Genomic DNA, 15,731 nt, shown 5'->3' with positions numbered 1-15,731 from the left:
TTTAATTATATAAGAAAGGTGGTAATGATAATGGAAAATAAAACAATATTTAATAGTATTTTTGCTTGTATAGGTACATTTCTTACATATTTATTTGGGGGATGGGATTTGGCAATACAAATATTAATCAGTTTTATGACAATAGATTATGTGACAGGTGTAATTGTTGCATACATAAATAAAACAGTTGATAGCAGAGTAGGATTCAGGGGAATATGTAGAAAATTATTAATAATGGTGGTTTTAATTGTTGCAGTACTATTAGATAGATTATTTGGACAAGGTTGGATATTTAGAACTATTGTATGTTATTTTTTTATAGCAAATGAAGGTATATCTATTCTTGAGAATGTAGGAAAATGTGGTATTCCTTTACCAACAAAGTTAATGAATAAACTTGTACAACTAAAAGAAGGAGGTAATACAGATGAGTAAATTACAAGAATATATTATGGATAAATATGATAATGATATGTATTGGTTTACTGATGAGGTTAAAGATTATTGGCATATTAATCGTGTAAGGGATATACTTGATAATCGTGATTATTTGGGTGGTAAACATAAGATAAAACAGAGAGTTGATGAAGTATATAATGGTAAGGTATTTACAACAAGAAAAATTTGTCTTAATTATGCAAAAACTCTATTACAATTTGAAACAGCGTTCTTACTTAAAAATCCAGTTACATTAATTAGTAATGATTTAGATGCATTGGATGAATATAAAACAGTGTACAGAGAAGGTAAATACAATCAATTAGATTATTCTATTCTATCTAATATGACTAAGTATGGAGAATGTTATGAGTATGTATATATAGATTCTAATAAGAGAATTAAAAGTATGATATTTAATGCAGAGGACAGTTATCCAGTATATGACCATACAGGGGAAATGATAAGTTTCATACATTATTATATTTGGGATGGTGTAAGTTATTATACTATATATACAGATACAACTGTAGAAGAATATTCTGATATAGGTGGAGATTTACATTGCACAGGACAATACAATAATTTAAGTGGGTTACCTATACCTTATGTATTAAGTAGTGAAGAAGATGAATTAATAGGACAAGCAAGTTTGAATGAATACATAGATATACTTGATTCGATGGAAGATTTAATCAGTAAATATATGGACAGTTTTTTTAAACTAGGATTAAGTCCCATACCTTTATTTAAGGGAACAAAGTTAAACACTAAGGATGGAGGAATTGATGAAAATGCAGTAGGGTATGCACTACAATTAGCAGAGGATGCAAGTTTTGAATTTGTAGGTGCTAAGATGGATTATCAATCCTTCAAAGAATTATTTAAAACTCTTAAACAAAGTATGTTAGATATTAGTATGACTCCATCAATTGCACTTAATTCACAAGACGTATCTAATTTAAGTGAAACTTCTATTCGTATGATGTATAGTTTGGCAGAAATAAAAGGGGCTATGAATAGTTTATATCTTAAACAAGGATTTGAGAAAAGATGGGGTAAGATGAAGAAGTTACTTAATGTAATGGGATATGAAGTTGATGAGGATGCATATATAGATTGCAACTTTAATATGAACATACCACAAAATCAAGGTGAGATAATAACTAATTTATCTACAGCAACAGAAAGTGGTATAATGAGTATAGAAAGGGCAGTGGAGGTTAATCCATATACAGTAGATGTTAATGCAGAACTAGAGAAGTTGAGCAATAAGGATAATAAGGATAAGGTTAATGTTAATGTAGAAGATTAATATATAATACATTATTAATGGTTTTAAAGAATGGCATAAAATAGGTATATAAGGGTGTATAAACTATTTACATATGTATTAGGGTAATTATATATCCTTATACCTATATTAATGTATATACAATAGTATATAGTATATGTGTATAGTGATAGTGTTGGTTTGTTTGTATTATATATTGTATTGTAAACTTGTAGATTTGGTTAGGTTGACGATTGATTTATATTTTTTAGTTAGTTAGTGACGAATATTCGGCAGTTGAGTAGGTGTAGGATGGCTAATTGATAACGATTATCAGTTAGAGATATTTGAGTTGTAAAAACTCGCCTGTTACTATATAACCTAGTAAAACAGTAGGAATTAAAATAATATACATAATACCACCTAAAATATGGCAATATATAAGGTAAAATATACCAATTATATACCATTATTTCCCTGTAAATATATGTAATATATCTATACTCTATGGGGGTATATGTAAATATACAATAAATGTAATATAAATGTAAATTATATACATCTATATATAAGGGAATATATGGATAATACAAGGGCATATAAGGTAATATATGGGATTATATTGATAAGTATATAACAATGTACTTTAGTATAGTGAAGGATATCTATGTAAATGGTAAACATTAGGTAAAAAGGGTATATAATAGTATATATAACACAGATTATATACAGTATCATATATATATTAGTCATAAAAACTATGTTTTGTGACATTAAAACTATTATGAATATTCTGATAATATATATGGGATATAATGACATTTATATATAATATACTGTACAGGGGTATATAGTCATTACCCCATTGTCCATAAAATATTATTATAGCAAACCTTATTACACACATTCAAAAAAATATCAATTCCAATTATGAAATAATATATTCAGATAACCTTATTATTCAACTCGTGTCGCTCTGACCTGACTTGAAAAATATCACATTGTCCACACTACATATTCCAACTATGGTATAATATAGTAAAAGTATCAAATTGGAGTATTAAAAGGAATAGAAAAAACACCTGAAGATGAAGATAGTGATGATGTATTCAGTTAATTAAATAAGTTCATACCTTCTATACAGGAAGGTCTAAAAGGATTAGGATATAATTTTCCCAGTCCTTTTTTATATGTGTAACTGTAGAGGTATCACTAATTAGCGTTATGGACAGAATTGTCGAAAACTTGTTTAGACAGAATTTGTCTATTCAAAACTAGAACCGTAGTAGTTCGGTTTCCTCAACTTGAGGATTCCGTTAAAATCTCTTCCGAAAATCATTCGGAAGATTGAAAATAAATTAAAAGAAAGGAAATGATAATATGAATAATTTAGAAAGATTAAAAATGGAAATAGAAGGTTTTAACATTGAGGATGAAAAATTAATAGTTTACCTGATGGAGAATGACCTTACAGATATAACTGAATATAATCCAAAATCTAACACAAATAAAAAGGCAATATATCAAACAGCACTAAATGTTTTAGAATCAATTGCAAATAATCCCCAATCAATGAAAAATTACAAAACAGATGATATTTCAATTACACATTTTGCAACTAATATACAAAACAGGATAGACGATTTAAGGAAGAAAATTGCAAATATGGTTACAGATGAAATGGTATCAGAAAATGATGCAACATTTGTTTGGGTTTTTAAATAATACATATTACATATAAAATATAGGGGTCGAGGGTGTATTTTTATTAAAATATGCCCTTTTTTCAATTTAAATAAACGTGTCAACCATGCCATTTGTAGAGGGTGGAAAAATGACAAAAAAGGGGTATTTCCACAGGAGGCGATTAGAGGGCTTTTTATTTCTTCTTTGACCTATTCATACCCCTATTTTATAAATCAATTAGAAAGGATGATTATATGAGTATATTTAATATAAATTTAGACAATGATATGGATTTTTTAATTAAACAAGTTGGTAAAGATATTAAAATAAATAATGAACCTGCAAGAGTGTTAATGCAAAATGTAGACAATAATGATGATGATAAAGAAATAATAACAAAATTTCCTATTCGGCAAGGTATGTATGTATTTTATATGGACAAGTGGTGGATGATAATTACAGCGACAAATGATAAAAGATATAATATATATAATAAGGCAACAATAAGGAAGTGCGATAATATATTAAAAATTATAATTGATGAGAAATTATATGCATTTCCAGTAATTTTTACAAGTGCAGAAATGGCAATAAGAGAGAGTAAAATTTGGGTTACAAGGGGAGATTATTATAAAGCACTATTACCAATTACACAGGTTTCAAGGAAAATAACAGTAGGTACTAATATATTAAAATTTAACAATAAATATGAAATTTGGGGAAAGAATGAAACAAAAGAAAATATCATGGAAATTAGTTTATGGTGGGTATTAAATTCACATCTTGACGATAAAATTAATGAAATTGCAGATAGATGGACAGAGGATGGAGGATTGAAAAAAGACCGATTGCAAGGAAACATTATTCCTATAATGCCATTCGACACTTCAGAAGAAAGTTATACAGATGCAATGGTTACATTTATTTGTAAGGATATAGAAACAGAAGAAAATATTGCAGATGTAATTATAAAACTAACAGATAAAGATGAAAATGAAATGTATATAATAGCAAATCAATCTTATCAAATTCCAAAAGGAATATATACTTATACAATAGAAAAAGAAGGATATGAAATTATTTCAGGAGAAATTGATATACAAAGAGATACAATTGAAACAATATTATTAACTGTAAAAGAAGAAGAACCAGTTTCACCAATAACATACACAATAACAGCGAAAATGCCATATGCAGATGTTCCTGATAATGAAATATGGTTAGATGACCCACCTGCAATATATACTGTACATAAATTTGTAGATGGAGTAGAAACAAGTGGTAAGTTTACCTTCGAAGTAACTGATACAACTATTGCAAATATCACAGAAACAACAGATAATTCTGCAAGTATAATAGCAAATGATTTTGTAGGAAAGAAAAATATAAAATTAATTGCAACTGATGTTGAAACAGGTGAAATTGCAATTGAAAAAGAAATATTAATGTGTGGAAGGTAAATATAAGTTGACTTATTTTGTGTAATATGGGTATAATATAGATACTGAAAATGATTGATAATCACTGTATCTATAGACCAAAAAACCTTGAGAAACGTTGATATATACACGTTTGGATAGAGTCGCTGACTTCGAATCAGTTGGTCGGGGGTTCGAGTCCCTCAGGGCGCGCCAAATTTAATTTTTGATTTTAAATGCTTCCAATGGAAGCATTTTTTGTGTTTTAATTATTCAATAGGAGTCTTTTTTAGGGAAAGTGAATAGAATGTATAAAGGGGGAATTGTTGCTATGTTAAATAATATTCTAAAGAGAACGGGAGCAATCATAATTATTTTTTTGTTGTCCTGTAATGTTTGTTATGGAGAAACTTTAGAAAATGAAGATATATTAAAGAACTATATTGGAAAAGAATTTAATGCCAAACAGCTGGATGAGAGATATGCATTATTGAGATTTCAAGCAGAAAATAATATAATTGTAAATCCAATTATTGGAGATGATACCAAAAAGGCATTGGAAGAAACAGAAAAAAAGGTTATAGATACAATTCCAAAAGAGATGGAGAAAGCTGAATGGTTCATTGTCATAAATAAAACTAAAAAGATATTGACGGTATATAACAAGGGAGAAGTATATAAAAAATACCCAGTGGCATTGGGAAAATCCAAAACTCCAACTCCAGATTATAAATTCACTATAGTTAATAAAACCCAAAATCCTTACTGGGGAGGAATGGGTGGCAAGTATAAGCCTATAAAAGGTGGAGCACCTAACAACCCTCTAGGAAAGCGATGGTTAGGTCTTTCCACTGAGAAACACAAGGGCTATGGCATACATGGAAATTCATCTCCTTTTTCCATTGGAGAATATATATCTCATGGATGTATTAGAATGATAAATCAAGATGTAGAAGAATTATATGAATATATACCTATAAAAACAAAAGTATGGATTGGGACGGAAGAAGTACTTAAAAAATGGGGTATTGAGCAAAATATTCAGTATGAAAAATTGGAAGAAGTTTGCGATAACAATGAATAGATTTTACAAAGAACCGTCCCATGTCATACGTCAATTTAAAGTTTAATTATATTAGTTGAATATAGTAAAATAATAAAAATTGCTATAGGTGCTAGATACTTAATTATAATATTATATATATTATAGCCTTTGAAAGAATACATTCCATTACTTGAAATTTCCTTGAAGGCATTTTTTGTACCCCATACCCATCCAACAAAAATACAGGTGAGTATGCCACCTACTGGCAAAAATATGTAAGATGCTACGTAGTCGAATAAGTCAAATAAAGTCAAACTAAATACTTTCAACTCACTCCATGCTCCAAAAGACAATGTGCTAGGAATTGATAGAAGAAATAGTCCTATAGATAACAATAAGGTAGCTTTTTTTCTACTTAAATTAAATTCTTCTGTCAAGAAAGACACAGATACTTCTAAAAGTGAAATAGTAGAAGTTATAGCTGCAATACCTACCAACAAGAAAAATAAAGTCTCAAAAATTGTACCAAAGGGCATTTCTTGAAATACAGCAGGTAAGGTGATGAATATAAGTGGAGGACCGATTTCTGGTTCAAAACCGTAAGCAAATACTGCTGGAAAAATAACTATTCCAGACATAAGTGCAATAATTGTATCTGCTGCTATGACTTTCAATGATAGAGAAACTAAGTTTTCTTCATTTTTTGTATAACTTCCATAAGTAATAATTATACCCATTCCTAAACTCAAAGAATAAAAAGAATGTCCCAAAGCTTCTAGTACAGATTTTGTAGTAAGTTGAGAGAAATCGGGCTTAAATAAAAATTCCAATCCTTCTATTGAACCATCAAGAGTTACAGATCTAATAATTAGTATCACTAAGGTAAAAAACAGTATTGGCATTAATATTTTGCTGTATTTTTCTATTCCATCTTGTACACCTGATATTACTATGAAAGCTGTAATACCTATAATTAATAGATTAAAAAGAAGCACAACAGGAGTATTACTTGCAATGTTTTGAAAGTATGGGGCCAAATTTTCTGGTGCTATAGTTGCTAACTTTCCAGTTATGGAACTACAGAAATAAGAAAATACCCATCCTGCTATGATTGTGTAAAAAGATAGTATTATAAATGAGGTAGCTATGGCTAGAAATCCAGCATATTTCCAATTGCTTGATGATTTGAGCATCTTAAATGCTCCAAATGGATTTGACTGAGATTTTCTACCTAAAGATAATTCTGAAATCATTATGACAGTACCTATTAGAATTATACAAATCAAATAAACAAATAAAAATGCGGCTCCTCCATTTTTACCAACAATATATGGGAATCTCCATATATTTCCCAATCCTATAGCAGAGCCAGCTGCTGCTGCTATTACTCCGAATTTTGAACTAAAACTGTCTCTTTTCATAATTTAAATCTCCTTTCATAATTATTGTAAAGTTATTTTTTACTTCCTCTAAAATAGTAAATATAAAAAAAGCTTTCGTCCCTATGAATATTTATAAATATTCATAGGGACGAAAGCTTTTCGCGGTACCACCCTATTTTACGATTAAAATAATCGCCTTTAATCAAGTCGAAGTAAATATAAATTTAAAATTACTTGAACTCTATCCATTTATCGGTGGAAACCGTCGTCATTTACTTAAAATATTTCAAATCGGAAGCTAAGGAGTGATCATTATATACATTTCTAACACTGATTTCCACCAAATATCAGCTCTCTGTAGTTAGAAGACTAGTATTTTTATCTCCCTCATCACTTTACAGTATTAAGTTAACAAATATTAATCTCTATTTTACTCCCAAACTATTAATTTGTCAATATCTTATATAATTGTTGTCATATTGAGGTCTTTGCCAAAATATTATTTATATATAATGAAAATATGGTGGTGAAGATATGTATGACAATTTTATGACTCCAGATGTTTTGGGCACTTTTACAGGTCTGGTGGTTGCTACCAGCATTATAGTACAGTTTACCAAAAGCTTTATAAAAAAAGGCTTTGGAGATGGTGCTGTAAGATTTTATACTTTTATAATATCTCTTATCTTGACTTTTGTATTTGCAAAATCAGGTAGTGGAGTTCAGGGAGTGATACTTACTTTAATCAATGCTATATTGATTTCATTTGCCGCTATGGGTGGCTATGAAGTGGTATCTGATCCAAGAGCAGAAAAACAAAAAATAAAATAGGAACCAGGACCGAAACCTGGTTCCTTAATTTATTTTAGCCGTTTAGCGGCCACATCCAAATCCTGAACCACAGAACAATACAACTAAAAGCAAGAAGAAAAATAGTAGAGAATCATCAGAACTTCCACCAAATAGACCACATTGTTTATCAGCCATTGTTTACACCTCCCAATAAGGAAATAAGAAATTATTCTCACTATAAAATATGCTTAAAATACTATTGTGTTAATATTATTTTAAAGAAAAAATTAGCTTAAATTCATAAATGTGACGATAGTGCAACAGGTATATATAAACTATATTGAAATATAATAAATAAAGATTTAAATAAATTCACAAAGGGTGATTTTATGAGACAAGGAACAATTCCAATGATACTTGGAACAATAGTTACAGCAGGTGGAATAGCAATGAGAGTTCCAGATGTGAAGAAGAATGGAATGGATAAAGAAGAAATATTGCCAATGGTAGCTACTGGTTTGATTGGCTATGGATTAGCTCATATAATTCTTGGAGGTATGGATATTATCCAAGATAGATGAAATGTAAGGGTAAAAAATCCCTTACATTTTTTTATTTTCCTATTGACAGTAGGTGTATGTTAGTGTACTATATTGTTAGTGCACTAACATACAGTAATGTTTATGGAGGTGAAAAAATGGAATTTGATGATAAGCTACCTATCTATATACAGATAATGAACTATATAAAAAAGAAAATAGTTTCAGGGGAAATAAACGGAGGTGGTAAATTGCCATCAGTTAGAGAACTTTCATCAGAATTAAAGGTAAATCCAAATACAGTCCAGAGGACTTATCAGGAACTTGAAAGAGAAAATTTAGTGTTTACTCAAAGAGGAATGGGGACTTTTGTCATAGAAGATGCCCAAATAATTAAAAGTTTGAAAAACGATATGGCAGTAGATATTGTCAACAACTTTATTTCCGAAATGAAGGAACTGGGTTTTGAATATAAAGAGATAGTTGAAATAATATTGGACAACAAAGAAAAGGAGGAATAGAAATGGGCAACTTAGTTGAAATCAAGGGTTTGTCAAAGAATTATTTGAATAAAAAAGCACTAAACAATTTAAGTTTAGATATTGAAAGTGGAAAAGTAGTAGGAATACTTGGACCTAATGGAAGTGGAAAGACTACACTTATAAAAATACTCACTGGACTTTTAAGGCAGTCTAAAGGAGAAGTACTTATAGATGGGCACAATGTAGGAGTATATACAAAATCTATAGTATCTTATCTGCCAGATAGAAACTTTTTATACAATTGGATGGCGATAGAAGATGCATTTGAATTTTACAAGGATTTTTACTCTGACTTTGATGAAAAAAGGGGAGAAGAGCTTCTCCATTTTATGAAGCTTGAAAAAAATATGAAGATAAACTCTCTATCAAAGGGTATGAATGAAAAATTAAATTTAACTTTAGTATTGTCTAGAAGAGCTAAACTATATATATTAGATGAGCCAATTGCAGGAGTAGATCCTGTAGCTAGAGATAAAATATTAGACGCTATAATAAACAATTACAACGAAGGTAGTTCAATGCTTATAACTACTCATTTAGTTAGAGATATGGAAAATTTATTTGATGATGTAGTGTTTTTGAGGGAAGGAGAAATAGCGCTTAAGGGAAATGCGGAAGCTTTAAGAGAAGAAAAAGGCAAATCTATTGATGAAATCTATAAAGAAGTATTTGGAGAATAGGAGGGATAATTATGGGCAGATATATGAAATATGAGATAAAAGGAAGTTATAAATTTATTTTGGGAGTTTTGGCAATAGTTTTGATACTTACTACAGTATTCTATTCTTATCAATTTAAGCAGGCCAATATGGGAGTTATAGGTGGTGTGGCTTATCTCATCATGTTTGTAGCATTGTTTGCAGCATTTTTATATATAGTAGATTCTTTTAGAAAAGAACTATATGAAGACAGAGGATATTTAACTTTTACATTGCCTCTTACAGGAAATCAGATATTAGGTTCAAAATTATTGGTGGCACTTATGTGGTTCATTATATTAGGAGTTGTAATACTATTATATAATGGATTTATGCTTTCAAGATTTATAGAATTTGATATAAGCTTTAGGGAAATAGTTTCTGTATTTAATACGGAAACTGTAGCTGTTGGAATGACTATGTTTATTAGTGGAGTAGTGACTTTGATACTTATTTATTTTTCCATGGCACTAGGTAGAGTTACTTTTAGAAATAAAAAAATCGGTGGAATGTGGTTTGTAATATTTTTAATTTTAAATGGTCTAATAGGATATACTACTTTAAAAATAACCCAAGCAGTTCCATACTATTTAGATTTAAACAGTTTCAAGGTGGTTACTCAAAGAGCTATAGATCAAATGAGTATGCTTGGAAGCATGAACTTTATGAGTATTAACAATGCAAGTATGATAGTTTCAGCTGGAGGTAGAACTTTTATGAATATTGGTTCTTTGGTTTATACCATTGTCATAGGAGTAGCTGCTTTCTTGAGTACTGGATATTTGATAGAAAACAAAATTGATCTATAATCTTGGTTTATGATGAGAAGCCCTTGTGAAATTTGTTTTTCACAAGGGCTATTTAGAAAATTACCAAAAACTACAAGGGTTACAAAATAGAATAACTAATAGCAAGAAGAAAAACAATAAGCTATCGTCACTTCCAAATAACCAATCCAATGGTCCTTGGAACAAGATTACTAATAGTAGAAAGAAAAATAGTAGACTTGATTGTTGATCTGGAGTACATCCAGATGCTTCAATATTGTTTTGTATCATAGAAGATACACCTCCTTATGTTTCTAATATAAAATATGTAATAGGAGACCTTATTGTTACTTATAATATATAAGAGAGGGAGTGATAAATTGGATAAAAAAATAGTATTATTTTTTGTTTTCTTTTTTTTATTTCTAATACTTTTCATAACACTAGTTTTTGTCAATGAAAACAAGAATATGGGAAAGTTAAAATTGGAATATCCCGATATTTCAAAGGAAGCCTATGCTTACAGAAAAACCAATTTGAAAATTTGGGCAGTAAATTTAATTGTAAGTTTTTTGATTCCATTTTTAATCTTAACTACTGGATTGTCAAGTAAAATCAAAATATTTGCTGAACATAGGGCTAACAATAGATTCTACATAATACTCATATATTTAGTTTTATATATTCTCATAGATTTCGTATTGACTCTTCCTATTGGTTATTATAGCGGGTTTGTAGTTAAGCATAGATTTGGCCTTTCAAATCAATCTATTGGAAGATGGGCTGAAGTTGTATTTAAAGGATTTGGTCTAAATTTAGTTTTATCCTTACTTTTTATATGGTTTCCATTTTATCTTATATACAAGAGCCCAAATAGATGGTGGCTGTATTTAGGACTCATATCAATTCCTGTATATTTTTTTTCAAGTTTCATAAGCCCTATGTATATAGATCCATTATTTAACAAATACACTGCATTGGAAGATAAGGAACTTGAAAGAGATATAGAAGGTTTACTTGAGAAGGCTAAAGTGGGAAATGCAAAAATTTATCAAGTAGATAAAAGTACAGATACAAAAGAGATGAACGCCTATATGACAGGAGTTTTAAAGTCTAAAAGAATTGTACTTTGGGATACTACCATAGAGAATCTGGAAAGAGAAGAAGTAGTAGCTATAACAGCTCATGAAATAGGTCATTATGTAAAGGGACATATTTGGAAAAGCATAATTTTAGGGGGGATTTCTACTATATTGTTGCTATTTTTAGTAGATAAGACTGCTCTTTGGATGCTAAGGGGTTCCAATGGGGATTTTGGTTTCAGGTATCTCTACGATATTGCATGTCTTCCTCTTTTAATATTTGTGTTGAACTTTTATATGTTTTTTGCTTCACCTTTTGTGAGTACTTATTCTAGGCAATTGGAATGGCAGGCAGATAAGTTTGAATTGGAATTGGCAAGGAACAAAGAAGCTACTGCTTCATCGCTTATAAAGCTTCATGAAGGAAGTCTAGCACTTCCTAGACCAAGTAATATATATAAAATATGGTATTATAGCCATCCATCTTGTGAAGAAAGAGTAAAATTTGCATTAAACTATGAATATGAAAATAAGCTGCCTTAGTTAAGGGCAGCTTAAATATTCTTGAAGGATATTTTTGTTGCTTGAGCATTTTATTTTATTTATTGCTTTGGATTCAATTTGTCGTATTCTTTCTCTTGTGAGATGATATTTTTCTCCTATTTCTTCTAGAGTTTTTGGCTCATTGTCATTGAAACCAAATCTAAGCTCTAATATTTCTTTTTCTCTAGGAGATAGGGTATTTAACACCTTATTTAAATTTTCTTTTAAGTCTTCTTCTACAGTTATTTCTTCAATAGAAGGTTCATCTGAAGGAATAAAGTCTTGAAGTTCAGCATAAGAATCTTCATTATCTAAATTCATAGTGGTATTTAGGGAAACAAAACTATAATAAGTTTTTCTATAGTAATTTATATCATTGTATTGTTTTTCGTTCATTTTTACTTCTTGATGTATGCACTTTGGGCTGATTTCTTTGTTTAGAGATTGATTTTCATTTTCTATTTGATTAATTTGATTTACCTTTTCGCATATATGGGCAGGAAGTCTTATGAGTCTACCATTGTTCATAATAGCTCTATCCATCTGATGAGTAATCCAATAATATATGTATGTGGAGAAGCTGGTATTTTTGTTTAAGTCAAACTTTTCTATTCCCTTTATCATTCCTATTACTCCTTCTTGCACTAAATCTTCAAAAGTGAAAGAAGAATTTAAATTTGCTCTTTTTTTAGCTGCTGTGTATATAAGACCCATATTGTTTGTTATAAGTTCATTTCTTGCATTTATATCTTTATTTACTTTGTAAGAAGTAAGTAGCTCTCTATTAGAGAATTTGATATTTGTCCTGATTTCAAAATTTTCTAAAAAGTCAATAGCTAAACTTTTCATTTTTATCACCTACTAGTAGTATATTCTACAATAGTTAATAAAATCCTTCAAAAAAATGAAAAAAATAGTTGCAATGTCATCATTGCTGTTATATAATATATATAACAAATAGAAAGGGTGAAACAATATGATTCTAAAAATTGACTTTGAATCAGAAATGCCCATTTACGAGCAACTGAGGAGACAAATAATTGAAGGTATAGCTAGGGGAGAATTAAATATAGGAGAGGAATTGCCTTCAGTTAGACAGTTGGCAGAAGATATTGGCATAAATTTGCATACTGTGAACAAAGCATACAATGTTTTAAAAGATGAGGGATATCTAGTTATAGATAGAAGAAAAGGTGCTATGGTCAAAGATACATTTCCTAAAGCAACTAAAGAATACTATGATAGTTTGGAAAAGGAACTTAAATTTATTGTTGCTGATGCTTATTGTAGGGGAATGGGAAAAGATGAATTTTTAAAACAATGCGAAATTTATTTTGACGAGTATATTGAAAGCAGGAGGGAGAGAGAAAATGGAAGATAGGATTTATATTCTAATTATGAACTTGTCTTTTTATATTATTTTGTTGGTTTTGCAAATACTTACACCTAAAATGACTAGAAAAAACATATATTTTGGAATTAGGATACCAGAAAAAGAATTAGAAAATACAGAACTCAAGAAAATATATAAGGAGTATGTATTTGAAAACATAATAGCAAGTATTCCATCAATAATGTTGCTTTCTCTTTGGGCATATTTTTATGACAATATAGTTGTTGTTTCTTCTTTGCCTATTTTTATTTATATAGCAGTACTATTTTTAGTTTATTTACGTGCAAATCGTAAAGTGAAGAAATTGAAACAGGAAGAAAATTGGGAAAAACTAAAAGAAGAAGTAGTAGTAGATATGAAATTTAGCAAGGAAAAAGTTAAAGCAGGCAATATATCGCCTTGGTGGTTTTTGATTCCAATAGTTATAGCTCTATTGAATTTAGCGGTTGGACTAAGTTTAGCTCCTACTTTGCCTGAAAAAATTCCTAGCCACTGGGATATCCAAGGCAATATAAATGGATATATGGATAAAACTTCTTTTATATGGTTCATGCCTTTACTTCAATTCGGAATGGGAATTTTGTACTTTTTTATGTATAAAACCATAGGTTGGTCAAAACAAGAAATAAGTTCTAAAAATCCAGAAGAATCAGTGAAGAGAAATATTATATTTAGAAGAACTTGGTCCATATATATGTTAGTTATGGGTATAGGTATGAATTTTCTTTTTACACTGGCTAGTTTGTACTCTTTTGGGATAATAGGTGGAAGTGTGAATACTATTGTAAGTCTATTCTTTATATTTACAGGAATTATAATAGTATATAGTATTGTCATCTCCATAAAAGTGGGGCAAGGTGGCAGTAGACTTAAGCTTGATGGTGAAGGTGAGTATGAAGAAAAGAATAGAGATGATGATGTATTTTGGAAACTTGGAAATTCGATATATTACAATCCAGATGATCCAGCTATATTTATTGAAAAGAGATTTGGGGTAGGTTGGACTGTCAATGTAGGAAGACCATTGGGAATGTTTTTTATGATACTTCCATTTATAATCATTGTGGTAATTTTGCTTTTATCTAAATAAGTCAAGGAATATTTCCTTGACTTATTTATTTTTATCTCAAATTTTTTGCTCTTTCTCTAATAGCTATTTCTTTGCTGCTTTTGACTTCATCTATTCTGCCAGCAAATAATGTGGTGTTAGTATAATATTGTAGATAGTAAAAAGATAGTATCATATGCAGTAATATCAGACATTGATTTTAATTGTGGAAATATTTTTGTTTGAACATCCAAAGAATATGCTGGAAGAGGCTATGGAAAATCAGTTACATTAGAAGCAATCAAGTGGTGTTTTGATAATGATATATTACCTATATATTTAGTGGATAAGAATAATATTCCATCAATTAGAATAGCTAAAAGTTTGGGGCAATAAAACAGTATACCTAAAACTAATTAAAGTTACTTAAAAACTTTGCATATTAAATAAGTTTATACTATACTTTATAAGTAAGAGGTGATTATTATAAAACTTACTATAAAAGAAGCAAGTGAATATTTAGGAGTTTCAAAATCAACTCTAAGAAGATGGGAAGATGAACTATTCAAATAGCCGAAGGCGGTGTATGAATGTAATGATATTCAATAGAAAAATAGAAGTTATCTTTACAAAAGAAGATGAGTTAATTCTAGATGGACAATCTAAAATATGTAATTGGCTATACAATTATCTTTTGGAAATGACAATAAAAGATTATAGAGAAAATAATAATGACAAAAAACTCTTGGCAGGAAGGAACTTAAGAAATCAAGTTCCAATACTAAAACAAGAGTTTGTTTTTTTGAATTCAGTACATTCATCACCACTCAAAAACACAGCAATAAGACTAAAAGAAACATACAAAAAATTTTTCAACAATGAAACAGGATATCCTAAATTCAAATCATGGAAAAAACATTGGTTTTCACTATATTATGATGAACCAAACAAAGGTTTTAAACTAATAGGGAATAAAAATTTACAAATATCCTTAGGAATAAATAAAGAAAATAAAAGAATAAAAGTAATAGGAAAACTAAAAGAAAATTTAAATTTAAGAAACACAGACAAAATAAAAAACTTCA

19 protein-coding genes, 1 pseudogene and 1 other annotated feature are annotated in these 15,731 nt (G+C 29.3%); of the genes and pseudogenes, 17 read left to right on the top strand and 3 right to left on the bottom strand.

Going from position 1 to position 15,731, the window contains the following annotated elements; translation table 11 throughout:
- Positions 1-30: 30 nt before the first annotated feature.
- From BUA21_RS00095 to BUA21_RS00075, 5 genes are all read left to right on the top strand, one after another.
- Positions 31-435, top strand: coding sequence for a phage holin family protein (locus BUA21_RS00095; protein ID WP_200796480.1), 405 nt, complete (start codon positions 31-33; stop codon positions 433-435).
- Positions 428-1,753, top strand: coding sequence for a phage portal protein (locus BUA21_RS00090; protein ID WP_072742507.1), 1,326 nt, complete (start codon positions 428-430; stop codon positions 1,751-1,753). Before BUA21_RS00095 ends, BUA21_RS00090 begins: the two co-directional genes overlap by 8 nt.
- Before the next feature lie 1,338 nt (positions 1,754-3,091).
- Positions 3,092-3,436: a hypothetical protein gene (locus BUA21_RS00085; RefSeq protein WP_072742506.1), complete on the top strand. Its 345-nt coding sequence runs from the start codon at positions 3,092-3,094 to the stop codon at positions 3,434-3,436.
- Between the two features lie 215 nt (positions 3,437-3,651).
- Positions 3,652-4,857, top strand: a complete 1,206-nt coding sequence (locus BUA21_RS00080; protein ID WP_072742505.1) for a hypothetical protein — start codon at positions 3,652-3,654, stop codon at positions 4,855-4,857.
- 289 nt (positions 4,858-5,146) lie between these two features.
- A complete protein-coding gene (locus BUA21_RS00075) occupies positions 5,147-5,899 on the top strand; it encodes a L,D-transpeptidase (RefSeq protein WP_072742504.1) in 753 nt (250 codons plus the stop codon).
- A 35-nt stretch (positions 5,900-5,934) separates the two neighbouring features.
- Here the strand turns inward: BUA21_RS00075 and BUA21_RS00070 are convergent, their stop codons facing one another.
- On the bottom strand, positions 5,935-7,281 hold the full coding sequence (locus BUA21_RS00070) for a sodium-dependent transporter (RefSeq protein WP_072742503.1): 1,347 nt from the start codon (positions 7,279-7,281) through the stop codon (positions 5,935-5,937).
- 102 nt (positions 7,282-7,383) lie between these two features.
- Positions 7,384-7,642: a binding site (T-box leader), on the bottom strand.
- A gap of 134 nt (positions 7,643-7,776) precedes the next feature.
- On the opposite strand from BUA21_RS00070, the gene BUA21_RS00065 reads away from it, so the two are divergent.
- The 7 genes from BUA21_RS00065 to BUA21_RS00035 all read left to right on the top strand — a co-directional run bounded on the left by BUA21_RS00065 (position 7,777) and on the right by BUA21_RS00035 (position 12,205).
- A complete protein-coding gene (locus BUA21_RS00065; RefSeq protein ID WP_072742502.1) occupies positions 7,777-8,073 on the top strand; it encodes a hypothetical protein in 297 nt (98 codons plus the stop codon).
- A 350-nt stretch (positions 8,074-8,423) separates the two neighbouring features.
- A complete protein-coding gene (locus BUA21_RS00060; protein WP_072742501.1) occupies positions 8,424-8,615 on the top strand; it encodes an asparagine synthase in 192 nt (63 codons plus the stop codon).
- Positions 8,616-8,731: 116 nt separating this feature from the next.
- Complete coding sequence (locus BUA21_RS00055) at positions 8,732-9,094, top strand: GntR family transcriptional regulator (protein ID WP_072742902.1); 363 nt, start codon at positions 8,732-8,734, stop codon at positions 9,092-9,094.
- A gap of 2 nt (positions 9,095-9,096) precedes the next feature.
- Positions 9,097-9,795, top strand: a complete 699-nt coding sequence (locus BUA21_RS00050) for an ABC transporter ATP-binding protein (protein WP_072742500.1) — start codon at positions 9,097-9,099, stop codon at positions 9,793-9,795.
- Positions 9,796-9,806: 11 nt separating this feature from the next.
- Complete coding sequence (locus BUA21_RS00045; RefSeq protein ID WP_072742499.1) at positions 9,807-10,622, top strand: hypothetical protein; 816 nt, start codon at positions 9,807-9,809, stop codon at positions 10,620-10,622.
- A gap of 25 nt (positions 10,623-10,647) precedes the next feature.
- Positions 10,648-10,830, top strand: a complete 183-nt coding sequence (locus tag BUA21_RS14595; RefSeq protein ID WP_159429076.1) for a hypothetical protein — start codon at positions 10,648-10,650, stop codon at positions 10,828-10,830.
- A 130-nt stretch (positions 10,831-10,960) separates the two neighbouring features.
- Positions 10,961-12,205: a M48 family metallopeptidase gene (locus BUA21_RS00035; RefSeq protein WP_072742899.1), complete on the top strand. Its 1,245-nt coding sequence runs from the start codon at positions 10,961-10,963 to the stop codon at positions 12,203-12,205.
- Here BUA21_RS00035 and BUA21_RS00030 read toward each other — a convergent pair whose 3' ends face one another.
- Entirely contained in the window at positions 12,206-13,054 is an 849-nt protein-coding gene (locus BUA21_RS00030; protein ID WP_072742497.1) for a sigma-70 family RNA polymerase sigma factor, read from the bottom strand.
- Positions 13,055-13,181: 127 nt separating this feature from the next.
- Here BUA21_RS00030 and BUA21_RS00025 point away from each other — a divergent pair, with 127 nt between their 5' ends.
- Together BUA21_RS00025 and BUA21_RS00020 are read left to right on the top strand one after the other, a co-directional pair.
- Positions 13,182-13,586 (top strand): GntR family transcriptional regulator, encoded by a 405-nt coding sequence (locus BUA21_RS00025; RefSeq protein WP_072742496.1) that lies wholly within the window; start codon positions 13,182-13,184, stop codon positions 13,584-13,586.
- Positions 13,576-14,688, top strand: coding sequence for a DUF1648 domain-containing protein (locus BUA21_RS00020; RefSeq protein WP_072742495.1), 1,113 nt, complete (start codon positions 13,576-13,578; stop codon positions 14,686-14,688). Before BUA21_RS00025 ends, BUA21_RS00020 begins: the two co-directional genes overlap by 11 nt.
- A 31-nt stretch (positions 14,689-14,719) precedes the next feature.
- Here BUA21_RS00020 and BUA21_RS15155 read toward each other — a convergent pair whose 3' ends face one another.
- Entirely contained in the window at positions 14,720-14,842 is a 123-nt protein-coding gene (locus tag BUA21_RS15155; protein WP_268801870.1) for a hypothetical protein, read from the bottom strand.
- Positions 14,843-14,907: 65 nt separating this feature from the next.
- Here BUA21_RS15155 and BUA21_RS15305 point away from each other — a divergent pair.
- From BUA21_RS15305 to BUA21_RS00010, 3 genes and pseudogenes are all read left to right on the top strand, one after another.
- A pseudogene (locus BUA21_RS15305) lies at positions 14,908-15,042 on the top strand (GNAT family N-acetyltransferase); the annotation flags it as partial.
- Positions 15,043-15,123: 81 nt separating this feature from the next.
- A complete protein-coding gene (locus tag BUA21_RS00015; RefSeq protein WP_072742494.1) occupies positions 15,124-15,219 on the top strand; it encodes a MerR family DNA-binding transcriptional regulator in 96 nt (31 codons plus the stop codon).
- 13 nt (positions 15,220-15,232) lie between these two features.
- The coding region (locus BUA21_RS00010) for a hypothetical protein (protein WP_200796479.1) at positions 15,233-15,731 on the top strand (499 nt) is incomplete at its 3' end.

The organism is Sporanaerobacter acetigenes DSM 13106 (genome assembly GCF_900130025.1).
Lineage (GTDB): Bacteria > Bacillota > Clostridia > Tissierellales > Sporanaerobacteraceae > Sporanaerobacter > Sporanaerobacter acetigenes.
The sequence above is the reverse complement of the archived record's forward strand: the minus strand, read 5'-3'. Positions and strand labels throughout refer to the sequence as shown.